Source organism: Krasilnikovia sp. MM14-A1259 (assembly GCF_047159535.1).
In the GTDB taxonomy this organism is placed as follows: domain Bacteria; phylum Actinomycetota; class Actinomycetes; order Mycobacteriales; family Micromonosporaceae; genus Actinoplanes.
On sequence record NZ_BAAGAJ010000002.1, the window covers coordinates 7,275,813 to 7,298,791 of the forward strand.

Sequence of the window (22,979 nt, forward strand, 5' to 3'; positions counted from 1 at the left end):
TTTTCAGTCGAGGCGGCGTACGCGCAGCGACTCGGCCACCGACCACGCCTGGAACGGGCAGCCGGTGGCGGCGTGCGGGGCGTCGCCGTCGGCGGTCTCCGAGACCGAGCCGAGGCCGTACTCGCCGAGGTGGCCGTCGGCGTCCGACAGGGTCTGCTCCGCGGAGACGCCCAGGCGCCGCCACGCGGCCACGTACGGACCGGTCAGCCACGGCCACACCGTCCCGTTGTGGTACGCGGTGTCCCGTTCCTCCGGTGAACCATGGTGCTGTCCCTGATAGTCCGGTTCCGTGGTGGCCAAGCTGCGCGGGCCCAGCGGGGTCATCAGGGCCCGCCCGATCACCTGCAGCGGGGCCGGTTCCGGGCGCAGCGGGGCGTACGGCAGGGACCAGGCGAGCAGCTGGTTCGGGCGCAGCGTGGCGTCGTCACCGGCGGGGCCGTCGACCACGTCGTAGAGCAGGCCGCCCGGGGCGGGGAAGCGGCGGGCGAACCCGGCCAGTGCCGCCGGGTGCGCCCGGTCGGCGGCGCCGGCGTGCGTACGGGCCTGCCACGCCAGCTTGATGACCGTGGCGAGCCCGTTGACCCACAGCGCGTTCACCTCGACCGGCTTGCCCGCGCGCGGGGTCACCGGCACCCCGTCCACCCGGGCGTCCATCCAGGTCAGGGCCTCGCCGGGGGCGCCCTGGGTGAGCAGCCCGTCGGCCGGGTCGGCACGGATGCCGTACCGGGTGCCGGCCAGGTGGGCGTCGACCACGTCGCGGACCGCGGGCAGCAGCTCGGCGGCCAGGTCGGTGTCGCCGGTGGCGGCCACGTGCCGGCCGATCGCGTGCAGGAACCACAGCGTGCCGTCGGCGGTGTTGTACTCGACCGTGCCGGTGTCCGCGGTGTTGGCCAGCATCCCCTGCGACAGCGTGGCGGCGTAGCTGCGCAGCAGCTCGCGGCCCAGCTCGGCGCGGCCTTTGGCCAGGAACAACCCCTCGTACGACAGCATCGTGTCGCGCGACCAGGCACCGAACCACGGGTACCCGGCGACCACGTCCGGGCCGTCCGCGGTGTGCACCACGAACGCGTCGGCCGCCAGCGCCAGCGTGGCCTGTGACTCGTCGGCGGGGGCGGCGGCGGCCACCACGGCCCGGTTGCGCTCGCGGGCCGCGGCGACCACGATCGCGGCCGGAGGCGGCACCACGGCCAGGTCACCCGCCCACGCGGACACCTCGGCGGTGTCTCCGGGCCGGCGCAGCTCGGCGTGGCCGGCACCCGCGTACCAAAGATCCTCGGTGGGGGTGAAGCCGCGCGCGGCCTCCTGGCGGTAGTGGACGTCGCGGTACCACTCGCCCGCGGCCAGGAAGTCCGGGCCGCGCAGCCGGAACGCGTCCTCGACGACGCACCCGCCCTCGGCCGGCGCGACCGTGGGCGGCGGCCCGTCGGCCGCGGTCCGCCCGGCGTGCCCGTCGCGCCACGTGACCAGGGCTTCCAGGCGTAGGCTGACCGGGCCGCCGGTGAGCAGCCGGTGCACGATCGCCACGCTCGGGCTGCCGTGTGACATGGCCAGCTCCCGCTCCAGCACCACGTCGCCGATGCGCCACCGCCATCGCGGTACGCCGTCGACCAGGTCGAACCCGGCCATCAGCGTGTGGCCCTGCGGCGCGATCGTCCCGTCGGCCCACTCGTGGGTGCCCAGCCGCACGATCGTCCCGGAAGGCATGGTGATCACCGGGTCCAGTGCGGCCAGGCCCAGCCGGCGGCTCGCGACCGGCCGCCCGGCGACCATGAGCAGGCCGTGATAGCGGCGGGTGCGCAGGCCACCGACCGTGCCCATGGCATAGCCGCCGCAGCCGTCGGGTACCAGCCATTCGCGAAGGGAGGACTCCTCGATGCGGCCGCAGACCTGCGGGCCGAACGCGATGCGCCGCACCGGGCCCCCTCCTGACCTTGAACGGGGAAGCGTCCCTCGCCCGTAACACATGCCGGTAACAATCACAGTGTGGTCGACCGGAGATGATGATCGAGCCATGGGGGTGAGAGACGGCGTGGCGGAACGTGTGCGGCTGGCGCAGGCGGATTCGGGTGAGCAACCGTGGCGGGCGTGGGGCCCGTACCTGGCCGAGCGTGCGTGGGGCACGGTCCGGGAGGACTACAGCGAGCACGGCACCGCGTGGGACTACTTCCCGCACGACCACGCCCGGTCCCGGACGTTCCGGTGGAACGAGGACGGCATGGCCGGGGTGTGCGACGACCGGCAGACGTTCTGCTTCGCGCTGGCGCTGTGGAACGAGCGCGACCCGATCCTCAAGGAACGGATGTTCGGGCTCGGTGGTGACGGCGGCAACCACGGCGAGGACGCCAAGGAGTACTGGTGGTATCAGGACTCCACCCCCACCCACTCGTGGATGCGGTGGCGCTACCACTACCCCCAGGAGGCTTTTCCGTACGACGAGCTGGTGCGCGTCAACGGCCACCGCACCCGGGAGGAGTCCGAGTACGAGCTGGTCGACACCGGCGTCTTCGACGACGACCGGTTCTGGGCGGTCACGGTCGATTACGCCAAAGCCACCCCGACCGACATGTGCATCCTCGTCACGGTCGCCAACCGCGGCCCCGAGGCGGCCACCCTGCACGTACTGCCCACGTTGTGGTTCCGCAACACGTGGTCGTGGGGGGCGTCGAACCGGCCGGTCCCGGAGATGGAGGGCTGCCCCGGCCGGCTGCTGGGCACCCATCGCAGCCTGGGCCGGATCACGCTGGACGCCGAAGGCGAGCCGCCCGCACTGATGTGCGACAACGAGACCAACGCGCAGCGGCTGTGGGGTCTGCCCGGCACCACGCTGTACCCCAAGGACGGCATCAACGACCACATCGTCGCGGGCGCCCCGACCGTCAGTCCGGACGGGCAGGGCACGAAGGGCGCGCTGCACTACGTGCTGACGCTCGGTCCGGGAGAGACCCGGCAGATCCGGTTGCGCCTGACCCAGAGCGACGAGCCACCGCCGCCTGCGGACCTGGGCACCGGGTACGACGAGGTGTTGCGCCTGCGGGAGGCGGAGGCGGACGAGTTCTTCGCCGAGCTGATCCCGGCCGCCGCGTCCGCCGAGGAAGCCGCGGTCGCCCGGCAGGGCATTGCGGGACTCATGTGGGGCAAGCAGTTCTACCACCTCGACGTCAAGCAGTGGCTGCACGGCGACCCGGCAACCGCGCCGCCACCGCCGGGCCGCAAGTACGGCCGCAACCACGCGTGGTGGCACATGAACTCGTTCGACGTCATCTCCATGCCCGACCCGTGGGAGTACCCCTGGTACGCGGCGTGGGATCTGGCGTTCCACTGTGTCACGATCGCCCGCGTCGATCCCGGCTTCGCCAAGAGCCAGCTCCTGCTGCTGCTGCGCGAGTGGTACATGCACCCCAACGGGCAGATCCCCGCGTACGAATGGGCGTTCTCCGACGTGAACCCGCCGGTGCACGCGTGGGCGGCGCTGCGGGTGTTCGAGATCGACGGCGGGAAGGACTTCGACTTCCTCGCCAAGGTGATGCACAAGCTGCTGCTCAACTTCACGTGGTGGGTCAACCGCAAGGATGTCGGCGGCAACAACGTCTTCGAGGGCGGCTTCCTGGGGCTGGACAACGTCGGGCCGTTCGACCGGTCGGCGGCGCTGCCGGTGGCCGGGGTGCTGGAGCAGTCCGACGGCACCGGCTGGATGGCCATGTACGCACTGAACCTGCTCGACATGGCGATCCGGCTGGCGTTGCACGACTCCGCGTACACCGACATGGCCACGAAGTTCTTCGAGCATTTCGCGTACATCGCCGAGGCGGCGTACCGGCAGGGGCTGTGGAACGACGAGGACTGCTTCTTCTACGACGTGCTGCGCCTGCCCGACGGGCACAAGATGCCGCTGAAGGTACGCTCGATCGTCGGGTTGCTGCCGCTGGCGGCCACCACCCGGCTCACCTCCTCGACGATGCACCGGCTGCCCGCGCTGGCCGCGCGGCTGCGCTGGATGCAGACCAGCCAGCCCCAGTACGGCGACGTGATCAGCGCCCGCCGCCTCGGCCCGGACGGCCGCCAGCATCGGCTGCTGTCCATGGTCGGCCAGGATCAGCTCGTGCGGATCCTGGCGCGGATGCTCGACCCGGAGGAGTTCCTTTCCCCGTACGGGCTGCGGACCCTGTCACGCGCGCATCTGGAGAAACCGTTCACGGTGTCGCTGGGCGGCTCCGACTTCACCGTCGGGTACGAGCCGGCGGAAAGCACCAGCGGGCTGTTCGGCGGCAACTCCAACTGGCGGGGTCCGGTGTGGATGCCGGTGAACTACCTGATCGTCGAGGCGTTGCGGGAGTACGCCGAGTTCTACGGCGACGACCTGAAGGTCGAGTACCCGACCGGCTCCGGGGTGCAGGTCCCGCTGGCCGAGGTGGCCGACGACGTGTCGCGCCGCCTGGTGTCGTTGTTCATGCCGGACTCGTGGGGCCGCCGCCCCCTGTACGGCGCGAACGAACTGTTCCAGAATCATCCGGACTGGAAGGACCTGGTCGTCTTCCCGGAGTACTTCCACGGCGACAACGGCGCTGGGCTGGGCGCCTGGCATCAGACCGGGTGGACTGCGCTGGTCGTGGACCTCATCCTGACCCTGCACCGGTAGTCCTCAGGCGGCGATGCGGTCCCGCCCGCTGCGCTTGGCGTGGTAGAGGTTCGCGTCGGCGGTGTCGACGAGTTCGTGTGCGGGCATGCCGGGCCGGTGCGCGGCGATGCCGATGCTGATGCTGACGTGCAGGCCCGGAGCGATGTCGTCGTAATCGGTCTGGGCGATCGTGGCGCGGATGCGTTCGGCGACATGGCGGGCGCCGTCCGGGTCGGTGCGCAGGAAGACGACGAACTCGTCGCCGGCGTAGCGGATGGGGATGTCGTCGATGCGGCAGTTCGCCCGCAGCGTGGCGGCGATGTCGCGCAGGACGGCGTCGCCGGCGCGGTGCGAGTACGTGTCGTTGACGGCCTTGAACCGATCCACGTCGATGAACAACAGTACGGTCGGCTGCGGCAACCGGTCGGCGTCCAGATCGGCCAGGAGCTGGTCGAAGCGGCGGCGGTTGCCGAGCCCGGTGAGCGGGTCGTGCAGCGACGCGGCCTCGGCCGCCCGCCGGGCCTGCTCCTGCTCCTCGCGGTGGCGGGCCTGGCGCAGCATGGTGACGCGTTGCAGACGCAGTTGCCACAGCTGACGGGCCTGGGTCTCGACCATGCGCCGCAGGTCGCGGCTGGCGTGCTCGCCGACCTCGTCGACGGCCAGACAGGCGAGTTCGTGGCCGACGATGAGCTGTTCGCTGGGGGAGCCGGTGACCCGGATGAGCTCGGCGGCGGCGACGAACTCGCGGCGCGCCGCGGCCACCTCGCCCCGGGCCCGCAGCGCCAGTCCCAGCGCCATGTGGGCGGGCCAGGCCGTGTGCGGGTCGTCATCGGTGCGGAGCTGCACCACGACCTCGGCAGCGAGCCGGTGCGCCAGCTCCAGCTCGCCGGTCTTCGCCAGCGCCAGGGAACGCAACGCGATGAACGGTCCGGCCGCGTCCCGGCCCTCGCAGGCCGCACACCATTGCCCGAAGATGTTCGCGGCGGTGCGCAGGCGGGGCCCTGCCTCGGCGTGGTCACCGAGCTGATCGAGCCGCAGACCCCACTGCAGCAGCGTCTCGGCGTAGATCAGGTCGTGGTTGGCTGTCGTCTCGGTCCGGCCTTCCGACGCCCACCACTGCGACAACTGCAGGTAGGTGGCGTGCGCGGACTCGAACAGCTCCATGCTGGTGGCCGCGCAGATCACCGAGGACAGGGCGGCGACGTACCGGTCGTTGCGGATGGTGGTCTGTTCCAGCAGCAGACCGGCTCGCGCGAGACTGGCCATCGCCGCGTTGACCCGGTCGGCGCGCAGGTTGAGGTCGGCCAGGTCGGCCAGGCTCTTGGCGACGGCGACCACGTTGCCGGTGGCCTGGTGGAACTCCAGGAGATGTTCGGCGACGGCGAGCGCTTCCGGGATGCGGCCCAGATACAGGTACGCGTACATGCGGCCCTGCAGGAGGAAACCGACGGTCTTCGTGTCACCGAAGGTCCGCGCGAACGGTTCGTAGACCGCCAGGGCGTCCAGGGCTTCGGCCGCCCGGCCGCTCTGGGCCATCAGGTGGATCTGCTCGGCGAGGGCGTCCAGCGGGCCGTAGGCGGACACGGGGACGGGCAGCCGTGCCCCATCCGCCCCGTCGATCACACCGGCCTCCGAATCGCCGCAGCACCCTGTACCTCACCTTCGACCCGGGGCCGCCGGTCTTGAGGTTCCCCGAGCTGCATCCCACCCGTGCGGCTCCGGGTTTTGTCTGACCTTTCCGCAAGCGCGCGGCCGTGCCCGCCGATGTCGCCGACGTCTGTACGACAGGGAGACTGGCCGTTCCGGTGAACTCGGCGCCAGCTACATCCCGGTCGATATCGCCGGGGGAACCTTCCTGGAAGACCCGGCGCTGGTTCCCAAAGCGCTGTTCCTCTGCATCGAGGACCTGACCGGCAAGCGCTACACGGCGGCCCGCGACCATTGGATTGCCCGGCTGCCGAGCGTTGAGGAAGCGACCGCCTTGGAACTGCCCACCGGCGCACCCGTCATGCAGGTCATTCACGTTGCGCGTGCGGAGGACGGGAGCATCCTCGAGGTTTCGGAATCCGTATGGCCTGCGGACGGGATCATGGTGATCGACGACTATGACATCGAGCAGACGCCGGTGCAGCCCGACATCGCCTCAGAGGTCTAGCAGGGAGAGATGATGTCGCTCGCCGATCTCTTGCCCGGTCAGCACTCGGACGAGGTCCGGGATCACTGGTGGTGGCGACCGGGGTGGCGTGTCGGACGCCGCTTCTATGCCTTCCACATCACCTTCGAGGGGCAGCAGGCGCTACAGGCTCTCGCGGCGGCGTGCCGGAGTTCGCTCGCCCACCTCCCGACGGTGACGCTCATTCCCGATCAATGGCTGCACCTCACCATGCAGGGCATCGGATTCACCGACGAGCTTGCGGATCCCGACGTTCGAGACCTCGCGCAGCGGGCCGGCCGGATCGCGGCAGCCATCCCGGCGTTCGAGGTCGACTTCGCGGAGCTGATCGTCGCGGGCGAGGCCATTGTCATGCCGGCGACACCCGCCGGTCCGGTGCAACGACTGCGTGCCGCCGCGCGCGACGCCATCGCCGAGGTTCTGGGTGAACGCCGCGTGGTGGAGGACCCGGACCGGTTCCGGCCGCACGTGAGTATCGGCTACATCACGGCCGACGGCGCCGCGGCACCGTACGTCGCGGCGGTGAAGCGGATCCACATCGATCCGGTGCGAGTGCGCATCAGTCGCCTGGACCTCATAGAAATGCACCGCGACCAGCGGATGTACGAGTGGCACACGGTGGCGAGGCTTCCCTTGGGCGACTGAAGCACGCGCACCGGCACGGCAGGTCGATACCCCAGAGTGCATACGTGATTACAGTTCGCCGACTGGCCGACGACGCGTCATAGCGGCACAATCACCGCCGTGATGCTTGCCTTGCTGATGACGCTCGCCACCCTGGTGCCCGGTGCCACGATGGTCGCCTCCGGACCGACCGAGCACGCTGTAGCCACCCGCCAGGCGATCACCGTGGCGTCGGCTCCGGTGGCCGTCCCTCAAGCTGCTGCCGCCCGCAAGACCATCGCCCTGACGTTCGACGACGGACCGAGCCCCCGCTACACGGCGAAGGTGCTGGACACGCTGCGCAAGTACCACATCAAGGCCACGTTCTGCATCGTCGGTGACAACGCCGCCCGGTACCCGTCGCTGGTCCGCCGGATCCGGGCCGAGGGCCACCAGCTGTGCAACCACAGCCGCAACCACGCCAACATGGCACGGCTGTCGAGTGCCGCCGCCCGCGCAGAGGTCACGAAGGCCCAGCAGCAGATCCGGGCCGCCGCCGGTGTCAGCCCGACGGTGTTCCGGTTCCCGTACGGCTCGTCCAACGCCCGGGTCCGCACCATCGTCCGGGACAATGGGCTGCGCATCCTGGGCTGGACCGTCGACACACGCGACTGGGAGCGGCCGCCGGCGCGCACCATCACCGCCCGGGTGCTGCACGGAGCGCGGCCGGGCGCCGTGGTGCTCATGCACGACGGCGGCGGCAACCGCAGCAACACCGTGGCCTCGCTCGACTCCACGATTCGTCAGCTCAGGAGCAAGGGCTACACGTTCGTGCTCGGGTGACTGCCGCGTGGGGCCGCGTACAACCGGCGGACAGCCGACACGCATACCCTTCCGAGTGTGTGGCGCTGCGTAGGAGTGTGGTCACGATACGCCGTGGGTGACATGACTCGGGGTGGGATGCGGCTGTGATGGAGGTCCGGGTCGCCTCTCAGGCCGCTCCGGGACGGGCGGCCAACGAGGACGGCGCTGTCGTGGTCGGCGACCTGGTCGCGGTATTCGACGGGGTTACCCACCCCGCGGATCTTCACAACGGCTGCATGCACACCCCGGCCTGGTACGTGCGCCGCCTGACAGCGCAGCTCGTCGGCGCATACGGTGAAGCACCCGACGCAGCCTTGCCCGACCTACTCGCTCGTGCCATCGAGGCGGTCTCGGATGAGCACCGCGGCACCTGCGACCTGAGCCATCCCGGCACGCCCGCTGCCACAGCCTGTGTACTTCGCGCCGGTGGCGATCACGTCGACTATCTGGTGCTGTGCGACAGCCCGCTGCTCCTCGACGTCGGTGACCGCACAGACGTCGTCAAGGACACGCGTTTCGAACGGATCGCCAACCTGCGACGCGCGGCCTCGGTGCCCGGCACCGGGCACGTCGAACGCCTGACTGCCGCGGCCAGCCATAAATGGGAGTACATCAACCAGCCCGACGGGTACTGGATCGCCGCGGCGGATCCGCGGGCGGCACATGAGGCGGTCATCGGCTCGGCGCCGTTGCGAGGACCCGGACACGTACGCCGCGCCGCCTTGCTCACCGACGGCGCGTCAGCGGCTGTCGAGCAGTTCGATCTGTTCGGCTGGGCCAGGTTGCTTGATCTGGCCGCCACCGCGGGCCCGGCCGAACTGATTCGCCGCGTACGCGCCGCGGAGTGCGCTGACCAGCATGGCCATGTCCGAACGCGGTACAAGCGTCACGACGACGCCACCGCCGCCGTCTGCCTGTTCGAAGGGAACCCCGGATGACCACGTCAGAGCGGCCCCGCCACTCCGTGAGCGTCGCCGCAGTCATCTGCGATGACACGGGAAGGGTTCTGGTGGTCCAGCGTCGGGACAACGGCAGATGGGAGATCCCCGGCGGAAACATGAGCAGCGACGACGAGCGGGAGAAGCTGGCCGCGCAGCTGCGGTCGCTCAGTCTTGCCGAGTTCATCGACGTGGTGCGGCGTGTGCTGCCCGGTCACGGCGATCGCGAGGGACGGAACGGCCTTACCCGAACCCTCGTGCTGGCCGAAGCGACCAAGGCCGACGACACCGTGCCGCTTCTGGCCGACGAGGCTCCGGTGACCCTCGACGTTGTCGCGTGGCCTGATCGGGACTATTACGACGGCGGATTCGGCCCTGAACCGGACCTGTTCGAGGGCGGCTTCTGTGAAGAGTGCCGTGTAGAGATCACCTCCACCGCGAAGCGTGCTTTCTGCCCGGTCTGTGGCCGGCTGTGCCATCTCACCTGATGTCCTGCTGACACGCTTCGGGAGCCCGCACACCGGCCGGCCGGCGGGGTTCGAACCGCGGGACGGCCGTGGCGCGGGTCGCTGGCGTGGCCTGGGTAGATTCGCCGGGAACTGCGGCGGAGGTGACATGGTCAAGGGGTGGCACGGCTGGTTCGGCACGTTCAACGGCGTCGTGCTCATCACGGTCGCCGCGCTGCCGTTGGCCGTACTGGTGGTGTGGGTTCTGGCGGCGCGCCGCAGTGCGGCCGGCGCCCCGCGGGCGTGGGCGTGGCGCAGGTCGTTCGCCGAGGTCGGCATCGTCTACGGAACGGTGCCGTGGGTGTGGATGATCATGTTGCCGGGTGCCCGGGCCGGGGCTGTTCCCGGCCGGGTGAGTCTGGTGCCGCTGCGGGATCTGGCCACGGTCCTGGCGGCCGGGCCGTTGACGGTGACGGTCCAGGTCGTCGGCAATCTGCTGGTGTTCGCTGCGCTCGGTTTCCTCGCGCCGTTGCGGTTCGTGGCGCTGGCGTCGGTGGCGCGGATTCTGGCACTCGCGGCGGGCTGCTCGGTCCTGGTCGAGGTCGCGCAGTACGTTCTTCGGCTCGACCGGGTGTCCTCTGTGGACGACGTGCTGCTCAATGCCGCGGGCGCCGGGCTGGCCGCGTTCGCGTCGCGCCGCTGGTGGCGCGTTCAGGACCGTCGTTTGTCTGATCTTCCCGGCTAGCTGACGTCGCCATCCAGTCGGACTGTGGGGAGAAGCCAATCCGGTTGCGCCGCGGCCGCCGGGCGTACCCGCGAGAGCGGGGGCCGCCCGGCGGCCGGTGCACGTCAGGCCGTGGGGTAGGTGCTCGGCGTGGAACTGGGGTCCGGCGTGGATCCGGGGTCCGGCGTGGAACTGGGGTCCGGCGTCGGCGTTTCACTCGGCGTGGGCATCGGAGTCGCGGACGGAGCCGGGGCCGGCATGGTCCCGGTGGCCTGGATGCGCGCGGCGGTGTAGACGTTGCCGGTCCGGGTGCCGGTCACGGTGATCCGGTATCCGGGAGCGAGGTCGGCCAGTGACTTGCGAGCGCCGTTGAGGACGATCCGGACGCCCGCAGGAACCTTGATCGTGCGAGTGGCGCCCTTGATGTCCTTGGTGCCTGCCTTGGCGGCGACGGTGACCGTGCCGGCGGCGGCGTCGACCGCTTTGACGGTGCCGTTCGCGCTGAACACCACCTTCTTGGGCTTGGCGGGCTTGCTCGGCTTGCCGTGCGCGGTGGCGTGCGGCGCGGGCTTGGCCGCGGACGCGATGGTGGCGGTGACGGCGGTGGGGACCGTGACGGCTGCGGCGAGGACGGCAGCGATGGCGACGGGACGCAGACGCACGAGTGGCTCTCCTGACAATCCGGCGGATTTACGACTGCCCCAGCGTGCGGCCCGCGGGGTGCAGGCCAGTTGCGATCACGGTTGCTTTCGGATCCCAAAGGTCAGGCAATTGAGGTGGGGCCTCAGCGGTGTTCCATCACCAGGACCGCCCAGGTGCCCGGCGCCAGCGCCTCGTAGTGGTGCGGCACGTCGCCCGGGAACGTCACGTAGTCGCCCGGCCCCAGCTCGACGGTTTCGCCCACCGGCCCGGCCCGCAAACGGCCCGCGGCGACGACCACGTGTTCGACGCTGTGCGGGATGTGCGCGTCGGCCTGCCGTGCCTGTCCCGGCTCCAGCTCCATGACGTAGAGGTCGCGGCGGGCGTGGGTGGAGCCGGCCGCCAGCAGGGTCGCCATGAAGTCGGCGCTCTCGGCCCGCAGGCGCGGCCCCTCACCGGCGCGCAGGACGCGTACCTGAGGCGCGGGCGGCTCGACGAGCCGGCTGAACGGCACGCCCAGCGCGACGCCGAGCGACCACAGCGTTTCGATGCTCGGGTTGCCGGTCCCCGCTTCGAGCTGGGAGAGGGTCGATTTGGCGAGGCCGGCGCGGCGTGCCAGCTCGGCGAGCGAGATGCCGGCCCGCTCGCGTTCGCGGCGTAGCGCGGCGGCGATGGTCGCCAGCGGCGGTGCGGGCTGTTCCATGTTCGCTCCATCGATCATGTCGTTCGGTTTGACGAACGGTCGGCTCATCGTTCATTATTCTGAACCATGCGTACGTCAAGTCGAACGCCCGACCGGGCCCTCCGCCGCGACGCCGCTGCCCTCGCCGCCGCCATGCTCGCCGTCGGGGCGTCGTTCGGCGCCATCACCATCACGTACGGGCTGCCCGCCTGGGTGCCGGTGCTCATGTCCCTGATCGTCTTCGCGGGCGGCTCCCAGTTCCTCGCGGTCGGCCTGATCGCGGCGGGCAACCCGGTCGCCGCCGTCCTGGCCGGGCTCCTGCTCAACGCACGCCACCTGCCGTACGGGCTGGCGGTCGCGCAGTCCGTCGGTCCCCGGCTACGCCACCGGCTGATCGGTAGCCACCTCATGACGGACGAGGCGGTCGCGTTCACGCTGGCCGAAGACGATCCGGCGCGTCGCCGCCGCACGTACTGGCTGATCGGCGTCACGCTGTTCACCTCCTGGAACGTGGGCACCGCCCTGGGGGTCTGGCTCGGCGCCGCCGCCGGCGATCCGACCGTGCTCGGGCTCGACGCCGCGTTCCCGGCCGGGCTGATCGCGCTGGTCCTGCCGTCGCTGCGCGACCGCGACACCCGCCTGACGGCGCTGGCCGGAGCGGGCCTGGCGCTGCTGCTCACGCCGATCCTGCCGGCGGGGCTGCCGGTGCTGTGCGCGTTGCTGGGCCTGGCCGCCCTGTTCCGCCCGCGCCGTCGCACCCCGCAAGGCGGTACGGCGCGGCGCGAGGAGGCGGCCGCATGCTGATCGCCGCGATCCTCGCGCTGACCGTGGGTACGTACACCATGCGGCTCGCCGGGGTGCAGATGCGCGAACGCCTCGAACTCCCGGCCGGAATGCAGCGTCTGCTGCCAATGGCCGCGGCGACGCTGCTCACGGCGTTGGCCGTGACCGCCGCGCTGACCGAGAGCGGCGGGTTCGCGGGCATCGCCCGCCCGGCCGGGGTGGCGGTCGGCGCGCTGCTGGCATGGCGACGCGCACCGTTCGTGGTGGTCGTCGTGGCGGCGGCCGGCACGGCAGCCCTGCTGCGCCTGGCCGGCGTCGCCTGACCGCCCTGCCGTTCCCGCCCCCGGATGTCGGAGCATATGTACCGCCGCCGGTCAGAGCAGGCCGTACTCCGTGAGGGCGGCGATGAGCTGGGCGTTGTCGCGGTACAGAAGACCGGCGATGCCGGCCTCGACCGCACCGGCGACATAGGCGGCGTGGTCATCGACGAACAGGCACTCTTCCGGGCGGCGCCCGACGCGAGTCAGCGCGGCATCGAAGAACTCCCGATGCGGCTTGCGGTGCCCGATCTCGTGCGAGATCAGGATGCCGGTCAGCCCGGCCCGGCCGGCGTAGAGCTGCTTGACGCGCCGCCCGCGTTCGGACTCCTGGTTGGTGGCCAGGTAGATCTGGTCGGCCCGGACATCGGCGAGCAGGTCGAGGAGTTCCTGGTTGAGCTCGATGTTCTCGGCGAGCCAGCGATCGAGGAACTGCCGGGCCGACAGGCCGGTCACGTGGCGAGGCAGCAGTCGTTGCACCACGGTGATCAGGTCGCCGTCGCCGACGAGGCTGCGCGCCTCGGCCGGATCCCGCAGCAGTTCCTGCTGGAAGGCCAGGTATCCGGCGTTCCACCGATAGTCGTGCTCGATGTCCACGACGAACTGTGGCCGAGGAAACTGCAGGACCCCGTCCACATCCAGCAACAACGTGTTGATCACCGGCAGAATCGTACTGTCGGGGACATGGTTGAGTTCCCAGCGGGAACGCGCCGTCACGGCGGGCGCGTTCACGCGGATCACAAGGGCAAGCTCAGATCTGGAACGTGCCGACGAGGTGCTGCAACTCGCCCGACAACTGCGTGAGGCGGTCGGCGGAGCGTTGCGCCTCGGTGACCCCCGAGTGCGTGGACTGCGCGGCGGTGGCAACCTCGGTGATGTTGCGGGCGATGTCGGCGGAGCCGGTGGCCGCCTCGGCGACGTTGCGGCTGATCTCGGTCGTGGTGGCGGTCTGTTCCTCCACTGCGGAGGCGATCGTGGCGGAGTACCCGTTGATCTTGTCGATCACTTCGGAGATGTGCCCGATGGACGCGACCGCGGCGTCCGAGTCGTCCTGAATCTGCTGGATGCGGGCCGAGATGTCGCCGGTGGCGTCGGCCGTGGCCTGTGCCAGGTCCTTGACCTCGGTGGCGACGACTGCGAAGCCCTTGCCGGCCTCGCCGGCGCGCGCCGCCTCGATGGTCGCGTTGAGGGCCAGCAGGTTGGTCTGCTCCGCGATGGAGGTGATCAGCTTGACCACGGTGCCGATCTCGGCGCTGGATCGTCCGAGCTTGTGCACCGTCTGGTTGGCGTCCTCGGCCGTCAGCACCGCGCCCTCGGCGATCTGTGCGGCGTAGGTGGCGCTGGTGGCGATCTCCCGGATGGAGGCACCCATTTCCTCGGCGCCGGTGGCGACGGTCTCGACGTTGCGGGAGATCTGCTCGGCGGCGGCGGAGGCGCTGCCGGCCCCGGCGCTGGTCTGCCCGGCGGAGTCACCGATCTGCTGGCTGACGTTCGACAGCTGCTGCGCGGCGTCGGACAGCGTCTGACTGCTGGCGCTGAGCGCCCCGATCGTCTCGCGTACCCGGCTGGTTGCCGTGTCCAGCCCGGCGGCCATCCTGCCCAGCTCGTCGCGGCTGGTCACCCCTGCCGACCGCGTCAGATCCCCGGCGGCCATGCCGTCGATCACGGTCGAGACCCGGTGCAGCACACCGACGATGCGCCGGGACACGAACAGGCCGAACGCCACCGACAACACCAATCCACCCAGCAGGAACGCGATCGTGGCGGTACGCGCCGTCCGGTACGCGGACTCCGCCCCGGCGGCGACGCTCGCGGCGTCCGTCTCCTCCCGGGTGACCAGGTCGGAGACGATCGCGCTCGCCTTGTCCACTAGGGGCCGGACCACGGTGTCCCGTACCGTTTCGACGGTCTTGAAGTCGTTACGCCGGCCCGCGTCGAGCATTCCCTGCCGGTCCTGCTGGTATTCCCGCCAGGTCGTGACGAGCTGGTCGACCAGCTCCGGCGCGGCCGACTGCGGGCGGTAGACCGCGAGGCGGCTGGCGAACGCGGCGTCGTCGTTCTTGATGATCTGCTCGTAGCGGGTCACGTTCGCCGACGTGGTCGACACGGCCTGGTTCAGCACGTCGAGGCGGGTCTGGGTCATCGTCTGGGCCAGTGCCTCGACGTGCTCCACGGGCAGGACCGAACCCTCGTACAGGGTGTGGGCCCGGTCGTTGATCTCCGCCAGGCGGGCCAGCGACACCATCCCGACCCCGATCGAGGTCGCGGCCAGGATCGCGACCACGAGCAGGATCTTCGTGTTCATCGCGCGGTTGTCGACCCACCGGCGGAGCACACCCCTCATCCGCGTTGCGGTCGTCGATGACATCGACATCTCCCAGGCCTCCCCGATGTGTGCACCGAACAGGTGCATCCATCCAGTCGGCAGGCCGGGGACGCGAATCGAGGAAAAGGTCAGACCAAAAGTGGGGTCGTATGTCGATCAACGGGCAGTCGTGCGGGCCAGTGCCAGGGTCAACCGGGGGAGTGCAGGCCGGTCGACCCTGGTCGACTAGCGCAGTGTCTCAGTGGGACACACGGTTCTCGGTGAGGGACACCGCGGTGCCCGCGTCGGTCTGGTTCTCGGTGAACGACTGTCCCGAGGGAGCCACGTACAGGTCGAAGTGGGCGTCCACCCCGGCCACGGTGTAGGTCGCCGTGCCGGTGCAGTCGGCGTTGACGCTGTAGGTGCCGGTCTCGTGCGCTTGGGAGGTGATGACGCCGTTCACGCTCTGCGAGACGGTCCCGGTGATCGTGCCTGCGCCGGTGTAGTGCTCGATGCCGGACAGGGCGAAGGGCTGGTTCGCCCCACCGGAGATGGTCCAGCCGGAAGCCGCGAAGATGTAGCGGCCTTTCAGGGTCGCGTTGCCGCAGGCGGGGGCCGCGGCGCTCTCGGACGCGTCGGCCGACCCGCTGAGCACGAACGCGCCGGCTGCGCCCAGCAGGCCGATCGTGGACAGTACGGCGACCCGTCGCCTCGAGCGGGTGATACGTGGGCGTGCCATGCAGGTTCTCCTTCCGTGTGTGTATCCCGGCCGAACCTCCACTCGGGCAGGCGCCATCGAGGCGTGAACACGGGCGCGGTCGCGTCCGCGGAGCGGTGGAAGGGCTCAACGCGGGGTTTCCGTGACGGTTGGGCAGTACGCCCAACCGGCCACGCTAACGGTCACCGAAGATCCATCCGGCCGAACCCGCAGATGGCAACGCAACGGCCACCCGGACGTCACATCAGACGTTTGCATCAGCATCGATGTGCGGCGGACCGTGCGACACCCGGGGCTGACGTGTACCCGGCACCGTCCCGATTGGCCGTGATCGCCCATAGACTTCCAGGATGGAGTACGGCGTCGGATACTTCCCCACCCACGACGGGGTCGGCCCGGGCGCGCTGGCCCGGCAGTTGGAGGAACGCGGGCAGGATGCCCTGTTCTTCGCGGAGCACACACACATCCCGGCAAGCCGCGAGAGCCCCTGGCGTGACGGGGCGGAACTGCCCCGCAAGTACTGGCACTGCTACGACCTGTTCGTCGCGCTGACCGCCGCCGCCGAGGCGACCACCCGGCTGCGGGTGGGCAGCGGTGTGTGCCTGGTGGTCGAGCGTGACCCGATCACCACCGCGAAAGAAGTGGCCAGCGTCGACCACCTCTCCGGCGGGCGGCTGGAGTTCGGCGTCGGCGCGGGCTGGAACCGCGAGGAGATGGCCAATCACGGCACGGACCCGCGTACCCGGATGGTGTTGCTCGGCGAACGGGTGCAGGCCATGCAGGCGATCTGGACGCAGGACGAGGCCTCCTTCGCCGGCCGCTTCGTCAACTTCGACCGGATCTGGTCGTGGCCCAAGCCGGCGCAGCAGCCGCACCCTCCGGTGCTGGTCGGCGGCGGCGGTCCGACCGTGCTCGACCGGGTGCTGGCCTGGGGCGACGGCTGGTTCCCGCAGTGGCACGACGACAACCTGTTCGAGCGCATCGCGCAGCTGCAGGCACGCGCCGACCGGCCGATCGAGGTGCAGGTGCTCAGCGTGCCCTCCGACCCGAAGGCTCTGGAGCAGTTGGAACAGGCGGGCGTGCGGCGGGCGTCGTACTGGCTGCCGTCCGGGCCGTGGAGCGTCGTGGAGCAGGCGCTGGAACGCTGGGAGCGGGCGATCGCGGAGCTCACCGGCCGGTGACGCCCGCCGAATTGTTCGCCACCGCGCGGGTCGCGCGGCTCGCCACGGTCGACGACACCGGTGCACCGCATCTCGTGCCGATCGTGTTCGCGGTGGTCGGCGACGTCATCCACAGCGCGGTCGACGACAAGCCGAAACGGCACCGGCGGCTGCGCCGGCTCGCCAACATCGCCCACGAACCGCGGGTCAGTGTCCTCGCCGACCACTACGACGACGACTGGACCCGGCTGTGGTGGGTGCGCGCCGACGGCACCGCCACGGTGGTGCCGGACTCGCCCGACGGGCTGGCCGCCCTCACCGCCCGCTACCGGCAGTACGCGGCCACGCCACCGGCCGGGCCGTTCCTGCGCATCGAGGTGCACCACTGGTCGTCGTGGTCGCCGGGTTGAGTGCGGTACCCGGGTCGATCTGAGTACGCCGACTCAGCCGCGGTGACCACCGGGCGGCGAGGATCTTGGCGTGATCTCGTACCCGTGCCCGTTCTGCAGTGTCCCGGCTGATGCGGCCGTGGGATGTCCCGGCTGCGGCCGTGGCCCCGACCTGGACGCTGTCGAGGTGGTTCGCCTCGACGGGCAAATCCGTGTCCTGAATCAGCGGCTGGCCGCCACCGACACCGAGCTGCGCGAGACGTGGCGGTTGCGGGAGGCCGCCGCGGCCCGGGTACGGGCGACAGTGGCGTCGGCCCGGATCCCGTCCCTGGCATCCGTGCCCGCGGCGCCCGCACCCGTTGCCGCGGCAGCGGTGTCCGGCCCGGCCCCGGCTCGGGCGGAAGCCTCCGGCAAGCTCGTGCAGAACGTGTTGTTCCTGCTCGGCGGGCTGCTGCTGGGCGTCGCCGCGATCGTGTTCACCGCGGTCGCGTGGGCGCAGTTCGGGGTGGGCGGGCGCGCCGCGCTGCTGGCCACGTTCACCGCGGCCGCGCTCGCCGTGCCGCCCGTGGCCCTGCGCCGCGGCCTGACCGCGACCGCCGAGACGTTCGCCGGGGTCGGTCTGCTGCTCGTTCTGCTCGACGGCTACGCCGCCTGGTACGTCGACCTGTTCGGCGTGGCCCGCTACTCCGCGCTCGGGTACGCGGGCGCGGTGTGCGCGGTCACCGCCGCGGTGGCGGCCGGATACGAGCACGTCACCGGGCTGGTCGGGCCGCGTTTCGTCGCCCTGCTCGTGGCGCAACCTGTGCTCCCGCTGCTCGTGGCGCCGCTGCACCCGGACGCCACCGGTTGGGCGTTCACATTGGCCGGTACCGCGGTGCTCAACCTGGCCGTGGTCTACCTGCGCGGCGCGTGCACCGCGCTGGTGCTGACCGCGTACGCCCTGGGTGCGGCCCTGCTCGCCGCGTCGTCGGTCGCGGCGCTCGTCGGGCTCGCCGTCGCCACGTCCGTGCTGCCCGGGGCGGCCGCGGCGGCGGCGCTGGTGACCGCGTCCGCGGTGGCGGTCGTCGGGGCCGTGGTGTCCCGGTCGACGGTGGCCCGTACGGTCACGGGCGGCCTGCTGGTGGTGGCGCTCGGCCTGGGCGGCGCCTGGGTGGCGACGTTCGCCGTCGCGCAGGCCCTCGCCGCGGTGGCCGCGGTGGCGGCGGTGCTGGCCGCCGGGGTCGCGGTGGGCACGCGGTACCTGCCGGCCTGGATCCGCCGGGGGCCGTGGGCCGGTGCCGTCGTGGTCGTTGCGGTGCCGTCCGTGATCGCGGCCGGACAGGCAATCGCGGCGGCCGGTGCGACGTTGACGCTCGCGCAGCCCGTATTCGTCGCCCCGGTGGCGGTCGTGGGCGGAGACCGGTGGCTCGCCGTCGCGCTGGTGCTGCTGGCCGCCGGTGCCGCGGTGCTCGCGCCGCGGGGCGTGCGGGCCGCGGCCGCGGTGGTCGGCGGCGTGCTCGTGGCTTTCGCCGCCCCGGCGGCGCTGCGCCTGCCGTGGTGGTCGGCGCCCGGGTTCGACCTGGCGGCCGCGGCGGCGGCGCTGGCCGTCGCGCTGCGCGCCGGACGTTCCCGGCAGCACGCGGCCCGTCATCTCGCCGCGCGGATCGCCGCGTTCGTGAACGCCACGGGTCGCGGGGTGGTGCGCCGCGGCGTCGCGGGCGTCGCGGTGGTGCCCGTCTGGCACGCCGTCGCCGTGGGCTTCGGGCGGCCCGGTGTCGCGGCGGCCACGTTCGGTGCGGTGCTCGCGCTCGGTGTCGCGGGCGCGGCCGGCGCCGGCACGCGGCGCGACATCGGCGGAGTCAGCCTTGCCGTGGGCCTGCTGGCCGTCCCGGCCATCGGCGGGACCGGGGCCGCCGCGGCGGGACTGCCCGCGACCGCGCAGGCGCGCGCCGTACTGGCCGGCGCCGTCTTGCTCGTCGCCGTCCGGCACCTGGTCGCGGCCCGCTGGCCCGGGTACGGCGCCCCGGCGCGCACGGCCGCCCTGCTCGCCGCGGTGTGCGCGCCGGTGGCGGCGGCCGCCTCGGGCGACCCGGTCAGCCTGTACGCGGCGACCGGCCTGCTGCTGGTCGTGCTCACCGCCTGGCGGCCGGCCGCGCCCACGACGCAGATCGGCGCGCAGGTGACGGACGCAGGCCGCGATGTCCCACGCGCTGCGCAGGCGCCCGGGGATGCCGCCGCCACAATCTCGGCGGTGGTGCTCGGGCTGGTGCTGCTCGGCGCGGCCGCCGAGAGCCTGTACGGCGTGCTCGTGCTGCCGTGGGGCTGGCTCACGGCGGCCTGGTCCGGTCACCCGGCCGGTGTCGGCCTGCACCCCGACCGGGTCGGTCACGTGACGATCGCGGACACGGCCGCGATCGCGTTGCTGGTACCCGCGGCGGCGCTGGCGGCCGGTCGGCGCGCGGTGGCCGGGGCAGGCCGGACGGGAATCGGCCAGGCCGCGTGCTGGGCGGCCGGGGCGCCGCTCGCCCTGGTCTTGCCGCTGGCCCTCGCCGCGGCCGGGGTGCCCTGGCCGGCGGTGCCCGCGGGCAGTCTGCTCGCCGGTCTGGCGGGGCTGCTGGCCGTGGCGGTGCGTACGCCGTTCGGGCCCGGCACCGGTGGGTTCGGGGCCACCGGTACCCAGGGATCCGGCGGCGGCGCGTCGTGGCAGGACGCGGGCGGGCTGGCCGTCGCCGGGGTGGGCGCGCTGCTCACCGGCGCCGGCCTGGCCGGTGCGCTGCCGACCCGATGGTCGGCCCTGGCGGCGCTGGGTGCGGTGCTCGCCGTGGGTGCCGCCGCCGGCGCCGCGGGACGCCACCTGGCGGCCCGGCTCACCGGCTGGCTCGCCGCCGTCACCGCGGGCCTGGCGATCGCGTACACGGCCGGGCGTACCGCGGGGCTGCCGGTGGCGCACACCGCGTTCGCGGTACTGGGCGCGGCGGCCGCGGCACTGGCGCTGGGTGTGCTGCTCGCCGGGCGCCGTCCCACTGAGGGGCGCGCGGTGCAGGCCGCCGCGCACGCGGGTGCGGTGGTGGCGTTGCTGAACACCGCCGGGTCGGCGCGGTACGCGGCCGTGGTGTGCCTGCTGTGGGGTGTCACGGTCGGGTTGCGCGCGCTGCGGGCCGGGGAAACGCCGACCGTGCGGCGGGCGTACGTCGTGGCGGCCGCGGCCACGGAACTGGTCGGCTGGTGGCTGCTGCTCCGGGGCCAGCAGGTGTCCATCGTGGAGGCGTACACGCTGCCCGCGGCCGCGGTGGCGGTGCTGGCCGGTTGGCTCGCCCGGCGTGGCCTGCCCGGGCTGTCGAGCTGGAGCGCGTACGCGGTCGCGCTCGGCGCCGCCCTGCTGCCCACGCTCGCGGTGGTGCTGACCGGTGACGGCCAGCAGGTCCGGCGGCTGCTGCTGGGTCTGGGGGCGCTCGGGGTCGTGCTGGTGGGTGCGAAGGCCCGGCTGCAGGCGCCCGTGGTCACCGGCGGGATCGTGCTGGGGCTGGTCGCCATGCACGAGGCGGCGCTGGTCTGGGACCTGGTTCCGCGCTGGATCCCGCTGGCCGCGGCCGGTCTGCTGCTCGTCGGCCTGGCCATGACGCTGGAACGGCGGCGACGCGATCTCGCCCGGCTGCGCGCGGCGTTGCACCGCATGGCCTGACCGCGGTGGCCGGGCGGATCTGCGTGATCCGCCCGGCCGTCCGGCGTCAGGGCCGGTTCGCGGCGGACACGCCGTCGAGCACACCGGGCAGCAGGTCGGCGAGTATCGCCACGCCGTCCTGGCTGAGCACGGACTCCGGATGGAACTGCACTCCGGCGAAGCCCGGCCCGCGCAGCGCGTGGACCGTACCGTCGGCGTGGTCGCGGGCCAGTTCGACCCGGCCGTACGGGCTGTCCAGGGTGTCCCCGGCCGCCACGGCGCTGAAACTGGAGTAGAAGCCCACGCGCCGGGTCACCCCGAACAGCGGCACGTCGCGCGCCACCCCTTGGTACGGCACGCCGCGGCGATGCACGGCCAGCCCGAGCGTGCCCGCGAGGATCTGATGACCGAGGCACACCCCCAGCAGCGGGCGCTGGGCGGCGAGCAGCGACTCCACCAGCGCGCGCAGGGCGGCCATCTTCGGATCCGCCGCGTTGCCCGGGTCGCCGGGCCCGGGACCGACGACGACCAGGTCCGCGCCGCCGGTGGCCGGTGCCGGATCGTGCCACGGCGCCACGGTCACGGTCAGGCCGAGCGCGCGCAGCTGATGTGCCAGCATCGCGGTGAACGTGTCCTCGCCGTCCACAATGACCGCGTGCCGGCCGGTCAGGGCGTTCACGGCCAGTTCGCCGGGGCGGCGCTGGTCCAGCCAGAACCGGGCCAGGCGGTCGTTGCGGGCGGCCAGGGCTTCCCGTACGCGGGGATCGTCGGTGGCCGGGGCGGCCGCGGACGCCGGGCGTGCCGCGGTGGCCCGCAGGCCGAGCGCGGCCAGGATGCCGGCGGCCTTGGCGTGGGTCTCCGCGACCTCGCCCGCGGGCGTCGAATGCCGCACCAGCGTGGCGCCGACCGGCACCCGCAGCGTGCCGTCCGGGCGGATCTCCGCGGTGCGGATGAGGATCGGCGCGTCCAGCGTCTGCCGTCCCTGCTCGTCGTGGCCCAGCAGGGCGAGCACCCCGGCGTAGTAGCCGCGGCCGCGGCGCTCGTGGCGGGCGATCACCCGGCAGGCGTTCTCCAGCGGGCTGCCGGTCACCGTCGGCGCGAACATGGTGGCCCGCAACACCTCACGCACGTCCAGGTGGCCGCGCCCGGCCAGCAGATACTCGGTGTGGGTGAGATGGGCCATCTCTTTCAGGTACGGCCCGACGACCTGCCCGCCGTGCTCGGCCACCGCGGCCATCATCTTCAGTTCCTCGTCGAGCACCATGTACAGCTCGTCGATCTCCTTGCGGTCGGTGAGGAAGTCGAGCAGTTCCCGGCCGTCGTCGTGACGGTGCGTGCCGCTGATCGGGTTCATCATGGTCAGCCCGTCCGCGACGCTGACGTGCCGTTCCGGGGTGGCGCCGACCAGGGTGCGGTCGCCGGTGTGCACGAGGAACGTCCAGTACGCGCCCTGTTCGCCGGTGAGCAGCCGGCGGAACGCGGCCCGGGCGGCGGTCAGCGGGTCGCCGTCGAGCTCGGCGGTGAACACCCGGTGGATGACGAAGTTCGCGCCCTCGCCGGCGCCGATCTCGTCGCGCAGCACGTCCGCGACGATCCGGGCGTACTCGTCGTCGGCGATGTCGAAGCCGCCGGTGGCCGCGATCGGCTGGTCCGGCAGTTCGGCGAGCAGGTCGGCCATCGGCACCCGGCGGTGGGCGGCGACCCGCAGGCACTGCAGCGGCGCGGCGTCGTCGACGCAGGCGAAACCGCGTTCGCTGATCTGCCGGTACGGCACGAGCGCGAGCGTCGCCGGGCCGGGCCGTCCCGGGGGCAGCGGAATGTCGGCGAGGGTGTCGGCGGTGACGACGTCGCCGGTGAGCACGTCGATGTGCGGGGCGCCGTCACGGTGCAGGTAGGCGAAAGGCTGCATGGTCATCCTCGGGCGTTCAAGGCTGCCACCCGAGGCCGGGCCACACGACGACGGCCGCCTCGGGGAGGCGGCCG

General features: G+C 72.1%; 20 protein-coding genes. 12 read left to right on the plus strand and 8 right to left on the minus strand.

Features of this window, described 5'->3' with window-relative positions; all coding sequences use genetic code 11:
* Positions 1 to 3 precede the first annotated feature (3 nt).
* Positions 4 to 1,914: an amylo-alpha-1,6-glucosidase gene (locus tag ACMCNK_RS33095; protein WP_412740250.1), complete on the minus strand. Its 1,911-nt coding sequence runs from the start codon at positions 1,912 to 1,914 to the stop codon at positions 4 to 6.
* A gap of 97 nt (positions 1,915 to 2,011) precedes the next feature.
* Between ACMCNK_RS33095 and ACMCNK_RS33100 the strand changes: the two genes are divergently transcribed.
* Positions 2,012 to 4,636, plus strand: coding sequence for an MGH1-like glycoside hydrolase domain-containing protein (locus tag ACMCNK_RS33100; RefSeq protein ID WP_412740251.1), 2,625 nt, complete (start codon positions 2,012 to 2,014; stop codon positions 4,634 to 4,636).
* Positions 4,637 to 4,639: 3 nt separating this feature from the next.
* Here the strand turns inward: ACMCNK_RS33100 and ACMCNK_RS33105 are convergent, their stop codons facing one another.
* Positions 4,640 to 6,238, minus strand: coding sequence for a diguanylate cyclase (locus ACMCNK_RS33105; protein ID WP_412740252.1), 1,599 nt, complete (start codon positions 6,236 to 6,238; stop codon positions 4,640 to 4,642).
* Positions 6,239 to 6,440: 202 nt separating this feature from the next.
* On the opposite strand from ACMCNK_RS33105, the gene ACMCNK_RS33110 reads away from it, so the two are divergent.
* The 6 genes from ACMCNK_RS33110 to ACMCNK_RS33135 all read left to right on the plus strand — a co-directional run bounded on the left by ACMCNK_RS33110 (position 6,441) and on the right by ACMCNK_RS33135 (position 10,384).
* Positions 6,441 to 6,770, plus strand: coding sequence for a UTRA domain-containing protein (locus ACMCNK_RS33110; protein ID WP_412741070.1), 330 nt, complete (start codon positions 6,441 to 6,443; stop codon positions 6,768 to 6,770).
* Positions 6,771 to 6,782: 12 nt separating this feature from the next.
* Positions 6,783 to 7,433, plus strand: a complete 651-nt coding sequence (locus ACMCNK_RS33115) for a 2'-5' RNA ligase family protein (RefSeq protein ID WP_412740253.1) — start codon at positions 6,783 to 6,785, stop codon at positions 7,431 to 7,433.
* A 102-nt stretch (positions 7,434 to 7,535) separates the two neighbouring features.
* A complete protein-coding gene (locus ACMCNK_RS33120) occupies positions 7,536 to 8,234 on the plus strand; it encodes a polysaccharide deacetylase family protein (RefSeq protein ID WP_412741071.1) in 699 nt (232 codons plus the stop codon).
* A gap of 191 nt (positions 8,235 to 8,425) precedes the next feature.
* Positions 8,426 to 9,193: a hypothetical protein gene (locus tag ACMCNK_RS33125; RefSeq protein ID WP_412740254.1), complete on the plus strand. Its 768-nt coding sequence runs from the start codon at positions 8,426 to 8,428 to the stop codon at positions 9,191 to 9,193.
* Positions 9,190 to 9,681 (plus strand): NUDIX domain-containing protein, encoded by a 492-nt coding sequence (locus ACMCNK_RS33130; RefSeq protein WP_412740255.1) that lies wholly within the window; start codon positions 9,190 to 9,192, stop codon positions 9,679 to 9,681. The genes ACMCNK_RS33125 and ACMCNK_RS33130 overlap by 4 nt, the downstream gene beginning before the upstream one ends.
* A 127-nt stretch (positions 9,682 to 9,808) precedes the next feature.
* Complete coding sequence (locus ACMCNK_RS33135) at positions 9,809 to 10,384, plus strand: VanZ family protein (protein WP_412740256.1); 576 nt, start codon at positions 9,809 to 9,811, stop codon at positions 10,382 to 10,384.
* Positions 10,385 to 10,488: 104 nt separating this feature from the next.
* On the opposite strand, the gene ACMCNK_RS33140 is transcribed toward ACMCNK_RS33135, so the two are convergent.
* Positions 10,489 to 11,025 (minus strand): hypothetical protein, encoded by a 537-nt coding sequence (locus ACMCNK_RS33140; protein WP_412740257.1) that lies wholly within the window; start codon positions 11,023 to 11,025, stop codon positions 10,489 to 10,491.
* A gap of 122 nt (positions 11,026 to 11,147) precedes the next feature.
* Positions 11,148 to 11,705: a helix-turn-helix domain-containing protein gene (locus ACMCNK_RS33145; RefSeq protein ID WP_412741072.1), complete on the minus strand. Its 558-nt coding sequence runs from the start codon at positions 11,703 to 11,705 to the stop codon at positions 11,148 to 11,150.
* Between the two features lie 66 nt (positions 11,706 to 11,771).
* Here ACMCNK_RS33145 and ACMCNK_RS33150 point away from each other — a divergent pair, with 66 nt between their 5' ends.
* On the plus strand, positions 11,772 to 12,488 hold the full coding sequence (locus tag ACMCNK_RS33150) for an AzlC family ABC transporter permease (protein ID WP_412740258.1): 717 nt from the start codon (positions 11,772 to 11,774) through the stop codon (positions 12,486 to 12,488).
* Complete coding sequence (locus ACMCNK_RS33155; RefSeq protein ID WP_412740259.1) at positions 12,482 to 12,790, plus strand: AzlD domain-containing protein; 309 nt, start codon at positions 12,482 to 12,484, stop codon at positions 12,788 to 12,790. Before ACMCNK_RS33150 ends, ACMCNK_RS33155 begins: the two co-directional genes overlap by 7 nt.
* Positions 12,791 to 12,841: 51 nt before the next feature.
* Here ACMCNK_RS33155 and ACMCNK_RS33160 read toward each other — a convergent pair whose 3' ends face one another.
* From ACMCNK_RS33160 to ACMCNK_RS33170, 3 genes are all read right to left on the minus strand, one after another.
* Positions 12,842 to 13,444: an HAD family hydrolase gene (locus ACMCNK_RS33160; RefSeq protein WP_412740260.1), complete on the minus strand. Its 603-nt coding sequence runs from the start codon at positions 13,442 to 13,444 to the stop codon at positions 12,842 to 12,844.
* A 91-nt stretch (positions 13,445 to 13,535) separates the two neighbouring features.
* Positions 13,536 to 15,128 carry a methyl-accepting chemotaxis protein gene (locus tag ACMCNK_RS33165; RefSeq protein WP_412740261.1) on the minus strand — a complete coding sequence of 531 codons (1,593 nt, stop codon included), beginning with the start codon at positions 15,126 to 15,128 and terminating at the stop codon, positions 13,536 to 13,538.
* Positions 15,129 to 15,348: 220 nt separating this feature from the next.
* A complete protein-coding gene (locus ACMCNK_RS33170) occupies positions 15,349 to 15,828 on the minus strand; it encodes a hypothetical protein (protein WP_412740262.1) in 480 nt (159 codons plus the stop codon).
* Positions 15,829 to 16,157: 329 nt separating this feature from the next.
* On the opposite strand from ACMCNK_RS33170, the gene ACMCNK_RS33175 reads away from it, so the two are divergent.
* From ACMCNK_RS33175 to ACMCNK_RS33185, 3 genes are all read left to right on the plus strand, one after another.
* A complete protein-coding gene (locus tag ACMCNK_RS33175) occupies positions 16,158 to 16,988 on the plus strand; it encodes an LLM class F420-dependent oxidoreductase (protein ID WP_412740263.1) in 831 nt (276 codons plus the stop codon).
* Positions 16,985 to 17,377, plus strand: coding sequence for a TIGR03668 family PPOX class F420-dependent oxidoreductase (locus ACMCNK_RS33180; protein ID WP_412740264.1), 393 nt, complete (start codon positions 16,985 to 16,987; stop codon positions 17,375 to 17,377). The genes ACMCNK_RS33175 and ACMCNK_RS33180 overlap by 4 nt, the downstream gene beginning before the upstream one ends.
* A gap of 70 nt (positions 17,378 to 17,447) precedes the next feature.
* Entirely contained in the window at positions 17,448 to 21,017 is a 3,570-nt protein-coding gene (locus tag ACMCNK_RS33185; protein WP_412740265.1) for an SCO7613 C-terminal domain-containing membrane protein, read from the plus strand.
* Between the two features lie 46 nt (positions 21,018 to 21,063).
* Here the strand turns inward: ACMCNK_RS33185 and ACMCNK_RS33190 are convergent, their stop codons facing one another.
* Entirely contained in the window at positions 21,064 to 22,905 is a 1,842-nt protein-coding gene (locus ACMCNK_RS33190; RefSeq protein ID WP_412741073.1) for an anthranilate synthase family protein, read from the minus strand.
* Between the last annotated feature and the right edge of the window lie 74 nt (positions 22,906 to 22,979).